The organism is Streptomyces sp. NPDC028314 (assembly GCF_055565795.1).
In genome coordinates, this window is record NZ_JBVHTP010000016.1 from 172184 (window position 1) to 183911 (window position 11728).

The window sequence follows — 11728 nt, forward strand, 5'->3', positions numbered from 1 at the left end:
GGGACGATCAGGACTCCTCCGGGCTTACCCCTTCGGATCCGGCGCGCGCCGCGGGCACCTCCCGGCGCGGGCCGCGGGAGATCTCCAAGGGGTAGACCGGGGGAGTGCCCCCGAACTCCGGACACACCGCCCGATGATCACACCAGCCGCACAGCTTCGTCGGCCTCGGGCGCCACTCGCCCGTCGCCGTGGCCTCCTCGATCGCCTCCCACAGCGCGAGCAGCTTGCGCTCGACCCGCTCCAGATCCGCGACCACCGGGTCGTACGTCAGCACGTCCCCGCTGCCCAGGTACACCAGCTGGAGCCGCCGCGGCACCACCTGCTTCAGCCGCCACACCACCAGCGCGTAGAACTTCATCTGGAACAGCGCGCCCTCCGCGTACTCCGGCCGCGGCGCCTTGCCCGTCTTGTAGTCGACGATCCGCACCTCGCCCGTCGGCGCCACGTCCACCCGGTCGATGATCCCGCGCAGCCGCAGCCCCGAATCCAGCTCCGTCTCCACGAAGAACTCCCGCTCCACCGGCTCCAGCCGCGTCGGGTCCTCCAGCGTGAACCAGCGCTCCACCAGCGCCTCGGCCTCCGTCAGCCAGCGCCCCAGCCCCGCACCGCCGTCCCCTTCCGGGAACAGCTCCGCCAGCTCAGGCTTCGCCTCCAGCAGCCGCTCCCACTGCCCCGGGAGCAACGCCTTCGCCCGCGGCGCCGTCCGCTCCTGCGCGGGGTGGTCGAAGAGCCGCTCCAGCACCGCGTGCACCAGCGTGCCCCGCGTCGCCGCCGCACTCGGCTTCTCCGGCAGCTTGTCGATCACCCGGAACCGGTACAGCAGCGGGCACTGCATGAAATCGCCCGCCCGCGAGGGGGACAGCGAGGCGGGCCGCGCCGCGCCGGCCGCCACAAGGGGCGCCGCGTCGGCGTCGGCGGCGCCTGGACCGGTGTCGGGGCTCGTCGTCATGCGGAGAACCCTACGACCCGGCACCGACAGCACGCGCATACCATCGACGCCGGGCACCCTCGCACTGCATGATCGGAGCATCACACCGCGCTACAGCACCGCGGGAACCGCAGACGAACCCCAGACGAACCGCCGACGGAACCGCACCGCCGGACAGCACCGAACGAAGGACAGCCGTGCCAGACACCGACGAAACCGGCGAGCGCGGAACCAAGCGCTCCGACCCGGGCGGCGGGCTTCTCATGGGCCGCCCCTTCGGCGTGCCCGTGTACGTCTCGCCCAGCTGGTTCCTCGTCGCCGCCCTCATCACCTGGGTCTTCGGCGACCAGCTCGACCGCGTCCTGCCCGACCTCGGACCGGCCCGCTACCTCGTCTCGCTCTTCTTCGCCGTCGCCTTCTACGCCTCCGTCCTCGTCCACGAGCTCGCGCACACCGTCGCCGCACTCCGCTTCAAGCTCCCCGTGCGCCGCATCCAGCTCCAGTTCTTCGGCGGAGTCTCCGAGATCGAGAAGGAATCCGAGACCCCCGGCCGCGAATTCGTCCTCGCCTTCGTCGGCCCCCTCCTCTCCCTCGTCCTCGCCGGCGCCTTCTACCTCGCCATGTTCGCCGTCGACCCCGCCACCGTCCCCGGCGTCCTGCTCGCCGGCCTGATGATCTCCAACCTGCTCGTCGCCGCCTTCAACCTGCTGCCCGGCCTCCCCCTCGACGGCGGCCGCATGCTGCGCGCCGTCATCTGGGGCATCACCGGCAAGCCCATGGCCGGCACCGTCGCCGCCGCCTGGGTCGGCCGCGGCCTCGCCGTCGCCGTCCTCATCGGACTGCCCCTGATCACCCACACCGGCGTCCTCGGCACCCCCACCCAGGAAATCGGCGGCATGAACACCGTCATGGACGCGCTGCTCGCCGCGATCCTCGCCGCCATCATCTGGACCGGCGCCGGCAACAGCCTGCGCATGGCCCGGCTCCGCGAACACCTCCCCGAACTCCAGGCCCGCGCCCTCACCCGGCGCGCCATCCCCGTCGAGAACGCCACCCCGCTCTCCGAAGCCCTGCGCCGCGCCAACGAAGCCGGAGCCCGCGCCCTCGTCGTCGTCGACGGCCACGGCGACCCCCTCGCCATCGTCCGCGAGACCGCCATCGCCTCCGTCCCCGAACACCGCCGGCCCTGGGTGGCCGTCAGCACCCTCGCCCAGGACCTCACCGACGGCATGAAGGTTTCCGCGGACCTCACCGGCGAAGAGCTCCTCGGCCACCTCCGCGCCACCCCCGCCACCGAGTACCTCGTCGTCGAACCCGACGGCACGATCTACGGCGTGCTCTCCACCCTGGACGTTGAGAAGGCCTTCGTGAAGGCCATGGCGCGGCCCCAGTCCTGAAGCCAATACACTGGTCACATGTCCGAACCGACCGGTGCCGCCCGCCGACGCGGGCCCTTCGAGGTCGGGGACCAGGTTCAGCTCACCGACCCCAAGGGCCGCCACTACACGTTCACGCTCGAAGCCGGGAAGAATTTCCACACCCACAAGGGTTCCTTCCCCCACGACGAGCTGATCGGTGCTCCCGAGGGCAGTGTTGTCCGTACCACGGGGAACGTCGCGTACCTCGCGCTGCGCCCCCTGCTCCCCGACTATGTCCTGTCCATGCCCCGCGGTGCCGCCGTGGTCTACCCCAAGGACGCGGGCCAGATCCTGGCCTTCGCCGACATCTTCCCCGGCGCCCGCGTCGTGGAAGCAGGTGTGGGCTCCGGCTCCCTGAGCAGCTTCCTGCTGCGCGCCATCGGCGACCAGGGCATGCTCCACAGCTACGAGCGCCGCGCGGACTTCGCCGAGATCGCGACCGCCAACGTCGAGCGCTACTTCGGCGGCCCGCACCCCGCGTGGCAGCTGACCGTGGGCGACCTCCAGGACAACCTGTCCGACACCGACGTCGACCGCGTGATCCTCGACATGCTCGCCCCCTGGGAGTGCCTGGAGGCCGTCTCCAAGGCCCTGGTCCCCGGCGGCATCCTGTGCTGCTACGTGGCCACCACTACCCAGCTCTCGCGCACCGTCGAGTCCATCCGCGAGTTCGGCTGCTACGCCGAACCGCAGCCGTGGGAATCGATGATCCGCAACTGGCACGTCGAAGGCCTCGCCGTCCGCCCGGACCACCGGATGATCGGCCACACCGGCTTCCTCGTCACGGCCCGCCGCCTCGCGGACGGCGTCGAGCCGCCCATGCGCCGGCGCCGCCCCTCCAAGGGCGCCTACGGCGAGGACTACGACGGCCCCGGCAGCCAGTCCCGCGGCGGCGCCGCCGACCGCGACTGACCGCGGGCCGCGCGGACCCAACACGAAGGCGCTGTGGCGCAGTTCCCCGAGCGATACGGGAACTGCGCCACAGCGCCTTTTCGTTGGTACGGGGGTGGCGGCCCGGCGTCCACACCGCCGGACCACACCGCCGGACCACGCTGCCGGTCCGGACCCGGCCGTTCCACCTGCGTGTGAGGTATGGCACGATGCTGGCTCCCCGTCACCCTTCGCACAGGAGACACCCCGCGTGCTGCACAGCCCCACCGAGCTGTCCCCCACACTGGAAACCCTGGCGCACGGCCGCACCAGGCCCCTCCACTGGGTCGCCACGGCCTCGGCCATGGCCGCCGTCATAGCCGGCGCGGGCCTCCTCCAGCCGGACTCCGCCACCGGGGCCCTCGCCACCGAGTCCGCCGCGGCGGACAAGGCCTCCCAGGCCGCCGCTCCCGACGCACACGCGCTCACCTACCCGCTGGACTGCAAGGGCGCCCCGCAGGCCGTCACGGCCACCGCCCAGGGCGACCTCGACGGCGACGGCCGCCCCGAGACCGTGGCCGCCGTCCGCTGCGACGCCGGCTCCGGGACCCCGCCGCACGCCATCTACGTACTGGCCCGGGAAAAGGCGGAAGGCGCCCTCCCGCGCGTCGTGGCCACCCTGCTCGACCCCGCGCGACGGCAGAACGCCACCGACCTCACCGTGAGCGACGGGGCGGTCACCGCCCGGCTCCTCGGGTACTCCTCACCGGAGGTCCCGCGCTACAGGCCCGACGTGAACCAGGTCGCCAAGTGGCGCTGGGCGGGCGGAAAATTCCGCCAGGAGCTGACGGACTCGACCGCCAGAAGTGTTTGAAGCGTCACTCGGCGTCGGGACCGTAGACCTCGACCCTGTCCGAAACGCGCCTTACGTGAATACAGTCACCCGGGCATTCCTTCGCCGAGTCGACCACGTCCTGAAGCAGCGTGAGGGGAACCGGAGTGGTCGCCCCCGCCTCCTGCAGGAGCTCGTCCTCGGGGCTCTTCACGTACGCCAGACCATCGATGTCCAGCTCGAACACCTCCGGGGCGTACTGCACGCAGATGCCGTCCCCGGTGCAGAGGTCCTGGTCGATCCAGACCTCGAGCGACGCTCCGGCCCCGCCGGCGCCCCCCGTGGGAGCCTCCTGCTGCACGGTCATATCTCCTGCCGTTCCCTGCGCTGAGTGATCCGTCCCGGTCACAACTCGCAGCAAGTCGCACGAGCCCTGACGGGTGTTGAACACTTCGACCTTACAACCGGCTGCTTTCCGATGTTGCTGGGTGGGTATTTCCTTGGCGTGAGGGAGTACGCAAGGGTGAAGATCGGACACACCTCTACCGTCTTTGTGATCTAGGGGTTTCAATCACCACCAGCCCAGGTAGGGTCAGGAAGCGTCCAGCTCCCCTTGGAGGAGGTGAGGACCGTGGCAGCCCACGACGACGACATCAACCGCGGCATCCGGCCCGGGCGAGGGTCTGAGGACCCCGCTGGCCAGGTTGCCTATCTCGAGCAGGAAATCGCCGTCCTGCGACGTAAGCTCGCCGACTCTCCGCGTCACACGAGGATTCTCGAAGAGCGGATCGTCGAGCTCCAGACGAATCTGGCCGGCGTATCCGCGCAGAACGAACGACTGGCGAATACCCTCCGTGAGGCCCGCGACCAGATCGTGGCCCTCAAAGAAGAAGTCGACCGGCTCGCACAGCCGCCGGCCGGATTCGGTGTCTTCCTTCAGGCGAACGAGGACGGCACCGTCGACATCTTCACCGGAGGCCGAAAGCTCCGCGTGAACGTGAGCCCCAGCGTCGAACCGGAAGAGCTCCGGCGCGGCCAGGAGGTCATGCTCAACGAAGCGCTCAACGTGGTCGAGGCCATGGAATTCGAGCGCGCCGGGGACATCGTCACCCTCAAGGAGATCCTCGAGGACGGCGAGCGCGCCCTGGTGGTCGGGCACACCGACGAGGAAAGGGTGGTGAGGCTCGCCGAGCCGCTCCTGGACATCACCATCCGCCCCGGCGACGCCCTCCTGCTCGAACCCCGCTCCGGCTACGTCTACGAAGTGGTCCCCAAGAGCGAGGTCGAGGACCTCGTCCTCGAAGAGGTCCCGGACATCGACTACGACAAGATCGGCGGTCTGGGCGACCAGATCGAGCTGATCCGCGACGCCGTCGAGCTCCCCTACCTCTACCCCGACCTCTTCAAGGAGCACGAACTGCGGCCCCCGAAGGGCATCCTGCTCTACGGCCCGCCCGGATGCGGCAAGACGCTCATCGCCAAGGCGGTGGCCAACTCCCTTGCCAAGAAGGTCGCCGAGGTGACCGGCCAGCCCACCGGGAAGTCGTACTTCCTGAACATCAAGGGCCCCGAGCTCCTCAACAAGTACGTCGGCGAGACCGAGCGGCACATCCGCCTCGTCTTCCAGCGTGCCCGGGAGAAGGCGAGCGAGGGCACCCCCGTCATCGTCTTCTTCGACGAGATGGAATCCCTCTTCCGCACCCGCGGATCCGGCGTCAGCTCGGACGTGGAGAACACCATCGTCCCGCAGCTCCTCGCCGAGATCGACGGTGTGGAGGGCCTGGAGAACGTCATCGTCATCGGCGCCTCCAACCGCGAGGACATGATCGACCCGGCCATCCTGCGCCCCGGCCGCCTCGATGTGAAGATCAAGATCGAGCGTCCGGACGCCGAGGCCGCGAAGGACATCTTCGCCAAGTACCTCAAGGCCTCGCTGCCCCTGCACGCGGACGACCTGTCCGAACACCAGGGCTCGACGGCCGGCACCGTCCACAGCATGATCCAGACCGTCGTCGAGCAGATGTACGCCGAAACCGAGGAGAACCGCTTCCTCGAGGTCACGTACGCCAACGGCGACAAGGAAGTCCTCTACTTCAAGGACTTCAACTCGGGCGCGATGATCCAGAACATCGTGGACCGTGCGAAGAAGATGGCCATCAAGGCCTTCCTCGAGCACAACCAGAAGGGCCTCCGAGTCGCCCATCTCCTCCAGGCTTGCGTGGACGAGTTCAAGGAGAACGAGGACCTGCCCAACACCACCAACCCGGACGACTGGGCCCGAATCTCCGGCAAGAAGGGCGAGCGGATCGTATTCATCCGCACCCTCGTCACCGGAAAGCAAGGCGCGGACACCGGACGCTCCATCGACACGGTGGCAAACACCGGTCAGTACCTCTGACGAAGCGGGGCGGCTGCGGATGCCCTGACCGGGCACCCGCAGCCGACTGCTTTACCGACTGCTTTTTTCAGCCGGTGGCAAGGCAAAGTCAATGACTGAAATGATCTCCCCACCAGCGCGGAGTGGTTCTAGGCTCTTCCGTACCGCAGGTCGCGCAGTGCGGGGACGGGCACCGCACCAGACGCACCGGAGCACCAGCGGTACTTGAGCGCCGCTCCCGAACGGGAGCGCCGCCGGGCAAGGAGGGCCGCATGACCGTACGGCGAGTAATGGGGATCGAGACGGAGTACGGGATCTCCGTCCCGGGGCACCCGAACGCCAATGCCATGCTCACCTCGTCCCAGATCGTCAACGCCTACGCGGCGGCGATGCACCGGGCGCGCCGCGCCCGCTGGGACTTCGAGGAGGAGAATCCGCTGCGGGACGCCCGCGGCTTCGACCTCGCCCGCGAGGCCGCCGACAACAGCCAGCTGACCGACGAGGACATCGGCCTCGCCAACGTCATCCTCACCAACGGCGCACGGCTCTACGTCGACCACGCGCACCCCGAGTACAGCTCCCCGGAGATCACCAACCCGCTGGACGCCGTGCTCTGGGACAAGGCCGGCGAGCGGATCATGGCCGAGGCCGCCGAGCGGGCCGCCCAGCTGCCCGGCGCCCAGCCCATCCACCTCTACAAGAACAACACCGACAACAAGGGCGCCTCCTACGGCACGCACGAGAACTACCTGATGAAGCGGGAGACCCCCTTCTCGGACATCGTGCGCCACCTGACCCCCTTCTTCGTCTCGCGGCAGGTCGTCACCGGCGCCGGGCGCGTGGGCATCGGGCAGGACGGCCGCGAGCACGGCTTCCAGATCAGCCAGCGCGCGGACTACTTCGAGGTCGAGGTGGGCCTGGAGACCACCCTCAAGCGGCCCATCATCAACACCCGGGACGAACCGCACTCGGACGCCGAGAAGTACCGCCGGCTCCACGTGATCATCGGCGACGCGAACCTGTCCGAGATCTCGACGTACCTCAAGCTCGGCACGACCGCACTGGTCCTGTCGATGATCGAGGACGGCTTCATCAACGTCGACCTGGCCGTGGACCAGCCGGTGCGCACCCTGCACCAGGTCTCCCACGACCCGGACCTCCAGCAGCTGATCACGCTGCGCAGCGGGCGGACCCTTACCGCCGTACAACTCCAGATGGAGTACTTCGAGCTCGCCAGGAAGTACGTGGAGGAGCGTTTCGGTTCCGACGCGGACGAGCAGACCAAGGATGTCCTCGCTCGGTGGGAGGACGTGCTGGGCCGCCTGGAGACGGACCCGATGAGCCTGTCGGGAGAGCTGGACTGGATCGCCAAGCGGGAGATCCTGGAGGGCTACCGCAGGCGCGACGGGCTCGACTGGGACGCCGCGCGGCTGCACCTGGTGGACCTCCAGTACGCGGACGTCCGGCCGGAGAAGGGCCTGTACAACCGCCTGGTGGCCCGCGGCAAGATGAAGCGGCTGGTGGAGGAGCCGGCGGTGGAACGGGCCGAGGGCAAGCCGCCGGAGGACACCAGGGCCTACTTCCGGGGCCGGTGTCTGGAGCAGTACGCCGATGACGTGGCCGCGGCCTCCTGGGACTCGGTGATCTTCGACCTGCCCGGCCACGACTCGCTCCAGCGGGTCCCCACCCTGGAGCCGCTGCGGGGCACCAGGGCCCACGTCAAGGAGCTCCTGGACCGCTGCCGCACGGCGGAGGACCTGGTGCGGGTGCTCTCGGGCCGCTGAGCCCTTTCCGATACCCCGGGCGGGGCCTGAAAGGGCCCCGGTCCGGGAATCATGAAGACACCCGGACGTTATGGAAGTGCGGGGACGAAAGCCGGACCCTCCTTGTAGGGTCCGACGTAGGGTCTGATCTTGAGAGATCCCGAAGCCCGGGGTCTCTCGACGTGAGCGTGCGAACCGAGCGGGGTGAGGTAGACATGGCGACCAAGGACACCGGCGGCGGACAGCAGAAGGCGACGCGCTCGACCGAGGAGGTCGAGGAGGCGGCGGTCGAGGAATCGACCGACCTCAAGGAGCGCCAGGAGAAGCTCTCCGACGACGTCGACTCCGTACTTGACGAAATTGACGATGTCCTCGAAGAGAATGCCGAGGACTTCGTGCGAAGCTTCGTTCAAAAAGGTGGCCAGTAAGGCCTTCTCGCCTCCGATTCGAAGGTAGCCGCCGATCGAGCGGCACCGAACGGGCTGTGCCTCCGACGGCTTCGGACACTCGGCGCACCGGGTCGATCCGTCGGGGGCGGGGCCCGCCGTCCCCGGCGCGCCCTTGGCGCCGACGAGCCGAGCACGGTCGCGCCTAGAGGGTCCGGCGGACCATGTGGATCACGATCAACAGACGGGTAGGGTCCGGGGCGTACGGTGCTTCGGCTGCAACGGGGCACTGGGCCAACTCAAGGATCGGCCGGACGTCATACGGCGTGCAGCCGCTTACGTGGAAGGAAACCTGTGGAACCCAACACTCGTAGCACAGGGCGTCTACCGGCAGCCTTCCTGACGCCGGGGTCCTCGTCCTTCATGGATTTCCTGGGGGCGCACTCGCCCGAGATGCTGCCGGGCAACCGCAAGCTGCCCGAGGGCGTCGTCGAGGCGCCGCACGGGACGACCATCGTCGCGACGACCTTCCCCGGCGGGGTCGTGCTCGCCGGTGACCGGCGGGCGACCATGGGGAACATGATCGCCCAGCGGGACATCGAGAAGGTGTTCCCGGCCGACGAGTACTCCGCGGTGGGCATCGCGGGTACGGCCGGCCTCGCCGTGGAGATGGTGAAGCTGTTCCAGCTGGAGCTGGAGCACTTCGAGAAGGTGGAGGGGGCGACCCTGAGCCTGGAGGGCAAGGCGAACCGGCTCTCCACCATGATCCGCAGCAATCTCGGGATGGCCATGCAGGGCCTCGCCGTCGTACCGCTCTTCGCCGGGTGGGACGAGGGCAAGGAGAAGGGCCGGATCTTCTCCTACGACGTGACCGGCGGCCGCTCCGAGGAGCACGGTTTCGCCGCCACCGGTTCGGGTTCGATCTTCGCCCGGGGCTCCATGAAGAAGCTCTACCGCCCGGATCTGACGGAGGAGCAGGCCACCACCCTGGTCGTGCAGGCGCTGTACGACGCCGCCGACGACGACTCGGCGACCGGTGGCCCGGACCTGTACCGCCACATCTATCCGATCGTCACCGTCATCACGGACGAGGGATTCCGCCGACTGACGGACGAGCAGTCGCAGGAGCTCGCCCGTACGGTCACCAACCGTCGGCTGGAGCAGCCCGACGGCCCGCGCGCCGCCCTGCTCTGACCATCCGTCGCCCCGTAGGAGCCCAGAAGAAAGGGACGGACAGCCGGTGTCGACTCCGTTCTACGTTTCACCTCAGCAGGCCATGGCCGACCGGGCGGAATACGCCCGGAAGGGCATCGCCCGCGGTCGCAGCCTTGTCGTGCTGCAGTACGCCGACGGCATCGTGTTCGTCGGCGAGAACCCGTCCCGCGCCCTGCACAAGTTCAGCGAGATCTACGACCGGATCGGCTTCGCGGCCGCCGGCAAGTACAACGAGTACGAGAACCTGCGCATCGGCGGTGTGCGCTACGCCGATCTGCGCGGGTACACCTACGACCGCGACGATGTGACGGCCCGTGGGCTCGCCAACGTCTACGCGCAGACGCTGGGCACCATCTTCTCCAGCGCCGGCGAGAAGCCGTACGAGGTGGAGCTGGTCGTGGCCGAGGTCGGTACGACGGCCGCGGGCGACCAGATCTACCGGCTGCCGCACGACGGGTCGATCGTGGACGAGCACGGCTCGGTCGCGGTCGGCGGGAACGCCGAGCAGATCAGCACCTACCTGGACCAGCGCCACCAGGACGGGATGACCCTGTCCGAGGCGCTGAAGCTCGCGGTGCAGGCGCTGTCGAGCCAGGCGAACGGCGCGGACAAGACGATCCCGGCCGAGCGGCTGGAGGTCGCCGTGCTGGACCGGACGCGGGCGCAGCAGCGGAAGTTCAAGCGGATCCGGGGACGGCAGCTGTCGCGGCTGCTGGAGGCGGATGTTCCGGCGGCCGCCCAGGCCGACGCCGTCTCGAACGACGAGGCTCCGGAGGACTCCGAGTAGGAGTGCTCCGCGGTGCCCCGGTCCGTCTCTCGCGAGGCGGGCCGGGGCATTTCGGCGTTTCAGGCGGGTGCGGGGCCGGAGGAGTCGCGGACGACGAGTTCGACGGGGATGTCGGGGGCGGACCAGGGGGTGCCCTCCAGGACGGCGAGGAGGGCGGTCATGCCCTGTTCGCCGACGCGTTCGGCGGGGAGCCGGACGGTGGTCAGCTCGGGTTCGACGGCGGTGGCGAGGGCGAGGTCGTCGAAGCCGGTGACGGAGAGGTCGTCGGGGACGCGCAGGCCGAGGCGTCGGGCGGCCTTGCAGGCGCCGGCGGCGAGGATGTCGTCGTCGCAGATGACGGCGGTGGGCCGGGCTCCGGGGGCCGCCAGGGCGGCCTCCATGGCCGTACGGGCGCCGTCCACGCTGAGCGGGGCCCGTACGGTGCGCAGCTCGGCGTGGGGGCCCAGGAGGCCGGGCAGGGCGCGGGCGCGGATGTCGAAGGTCCAGGAGTCGACGGCGGAGGCGAGGTGCAGGAAGCGGCGGTGGCCGAGGCCGAGGAGGTGTTCGGCGGCCTGGCGCATGCCGTCGGCCATGGCGAGGTTGACGTGGGCGGCGGCGCCGCCGGAGCCGGGGTCGCTGTCGAGCATGACGAGGGGGAGGCCGTCGCCGCCGATGGCGTCGAGGGCGTCGGCGGCCATGGAGGAGGCGATGACTCCGTCGAGGGCGGCGCGGGCGGAGGCGAAGGGGTCGCGGGCGGGTCCGGTGCCGTCGGGGGAGGGGTAGAGGACGACGCCGAAGCCGTGTTCGGCGGCGATGCGGGCGGCGCCGGTGTAGACGCGGGCGAAGAACTCGTTGGTGAGGGCGGGGACGACGAGGAGGGCGGTGCGGGTGGAGCCGAGGCGCAGGTTGCGGGCGGCGAGGTTGGGGCGGTAGCCGAGTGCGGCGGCGGCGTCGCGGACGAGGCCGGCGGTGCGTTCGGAGACGCGGCCGCGCCATTTGCCGCCGAGGACGAGGGAGACGGTGGCCTGGGAGACCCCGGCGGCGGTGGCGACGTCCCGGCTGGTGGGTCTCGTCACAGGGGGGCTCCTGAAGTGCGAGGTCAAGGGGGGTGTGCGGGGTCCGGTGGGCTCGCGCCGTCTGGACTGTCGGACTGGGGCCATGGTACGTATGACC

General features: G+C 69.7%; 12 protein-coding genes. 9 read left to right on the plus strand and 3 right to left on the minus strand.

Features of this window, described 5'->3' with window-relative positions:
* Positions 1–7: 7 nt before the first annotated feature.
* Positions 8–949: a RecB family exonuclease gene (locus tag ACZ4TG_RS31490; RefSeq protein ID WP_468169305.1), complete on the minus strand. Its 942-nt coding sequence runs from the start codon at positions 947–949 to the stop codon at positions 8–10.
* 68 nt (positions 950–1017) lie between these two features.
* Between ACZ4TG_RS31490 and ACZ4TG_RS31495 the strand changes: the two genes are divergently transcribed.
* The 3 genes from ACZ4TG_RS31495 (at position 1018) to ACZ4TG_RS31505 (ending at position 4090) form a co-directional block, all read left to right on the plus strand.
* The gene (locus ACZ4TG_RS31495; RefSeq protein WP_468169308.1) at positions 1018–2325 is read left to right on the plus strand and encodes a site-2 protease family protein; all 1308 of its coding nucleotides are present in this window, start codon (positions 1018–1020) and stop codon (positions 2323–2325) included.
* Between the two features lie 18 nt (positions 2326–2343).
* Positions 2344–3258, plus strand: a complete 915-nt coding sequence (locus ACZ4TG_RS31500; protein WP_053678760.1) for a tRNA (adenine-N1)-methyltransferase — start codon at positions 2344–2346, stop codon at positions 3256–3258.
* A 229-nt stretch (positions 3259–3487) separates the two neighbouring features.
* Positions 3488–4090, plus strand: a complete 603-nt coding sequence (locus ACZ4TG_RS31505; protein ID WP_468169311.1) for a hypothetical protein — start codon at positions 3488–3490, stop codon at positions 4088–4090.
* A 4-nt stretch (positions 4091–4094) separates the two neighbouring features.
* On the opposite strand, the gene ACZ4TG_RS31510 is transcribed toward ACZ4TG_RS31505, so the two are convergent.
* Complete coding sequence (locus ACZ4TG_RS31510) at positions 4095–4415, minus strand: ferredoxin (RefSeq protein WP_468169314.1); 321 nt, start codon at positions 4413–4415, stop codon at positions 4095–4097.
* A gap of 264 nt (positions 4416–4679) precedes the next feature.
* On the opposite strand from ACZ4TG_RS31510, the gene arc reads away from it, so the two are divergent.
* From arc to prcA, 6 genes are all read left to right on the plus strand, one after another.
* Positions 4680–6446 (plus strand): proteasome ATPase, encoded by a 1767-nt coding sequence (arc, locus tag ACZ4TG_RS31515; protein ID WP_468169317.1) that lies wholly within the window; start codon positions 4680–4682, stop codon positions 6444–6446.
* 251 nt (positions 6447–6697) lie between these two features.
* Positions 6698–8209, plus strand: a complete 1512-nt coding sequence (gene dop, locus ACZ4TG_RS31520; RefSeq protein WP_468169320.1) for a depupylase/deamidase Dop — start codon at positions 6698–6700, stop codon at positions 8207–8209.
* A gap of 194 nt (positions 8210–8403) precedes the next feature.
* Positions 8404–8616: a ubiquitin-like protein Pup gene (locus ACZ4TG_RS31525; RefSeq protein WP_030016348.1), complete on the plus strand. Its 213-nt coding sequence runs from the start codon at positions 8404–8406 to the stop codon at positions 8614–8616.
* A gap of 133 nt (positions 8617–8749) precedes the next feature.
* A complete protein-coding gene (locus ACZ4TG_RS31530; RefSeq protein ID WP_468169323.1) occupies positions 8750–8977 on the plus strand; it encodes an endonuclease domain-containing protein in 228 nt (75 codons plus the stop codon).
* Positions 8929–9768 (plus strand): proteasome subunit beta, encoded by an 840-nt coding sequence (gene prcB, locus ACZ4TG_RS31535; protein ID WP_468169326.1) that lies wholly within the window; start codon positions 8929–8931, stop codon positions 9766–9768. Before ACZ4TG_RS31530 ends, prcB begins: the two co-directional genes overlap by 49 nt.
* 46 nt (positions 9769–9814) lie before the next feature.
* Positions 9815–10576, plus strand: a complete 762-nt coding sequence (prcA, locus tag ACZ4TG_RS31540) for a proteasome subunit alpha (RefSeq protein ID WP_468169329.1) — start codon at positions 9815–9817, stop codon at positions 10574–10576.
* A 59-nt stretch (positions 10577–10635) separates the two neighbouring features.
* On the opposite strand, the gene ACZ4TG_RS31545 is transcribed toward prcA, so the two are convergent.
* A complete protein-coding gene (locus ACZ4TG_RS31545; RefSeq protein ID WP_468169332.1) occupies positions 10636–11715 on the minus strand; it encodes a LacI family DNA-binding transcriptional regulator in 1080 nt (359 codons plus the stop codon).
* Positions 11716–11728: the final 13 nt, after the last annotated feature.

Excerpts from the sequence above, each read along its gene's own strand:
- dop (WP_468169320.1), top strand. The coding sequence starts at position 6,698 with ATGACCGTACGGCGAGTAATGGGGATCGAGACGGAGTACGGGATCTCC.
- ACZ4TG_RS31500 (WP_053678760.1), top strand. The coding sequence starts at position 2,344 with ATGTCCGAACCGACCGGTGCCGCCCGCCGACGCGGGCCCTTCGAGGTC.
- ACZ4TG_RS31490 (WP_468169305.1), bottom strand. The coding sequence starts at position 949 with ATGACGACGAGCCCCGACACCGGTCCAGGCGCCGCCGACGCCGACGCG.
- ACZ4TG_RS31525 (WP_030016348.1), top strand. The coding sequence starts at position 8,404 with ATGGCGACCAAGGACACCGGCGGCGGACAGCAGAAGGCGACGCGCTCG.
- ACZ4TG_RS31545 (WP_468169332.1), bottom strand. The coding sequence starts at position 11,715 with ATGGCCCCAGTCCGACAGTCCAGACGGCGCGAGCCCACCGGACCCCGC.
- ACZ4TG_RS31510 (WP_468169314.1), bottom strand. The coding sequence starts at position 4,415 with ATGACCGTGCAGCAGGAGGCTCCCACGGGGGGCGCCGGCGGGGCCGGA.
- ACZ4TG_RS31495 (WP_468169308.1), top strand. The coding sequence starts at position 1,018 with ATGATCGGAGCATCACACCGCGCTACAGCACCGCGGGAACCGCAGACG.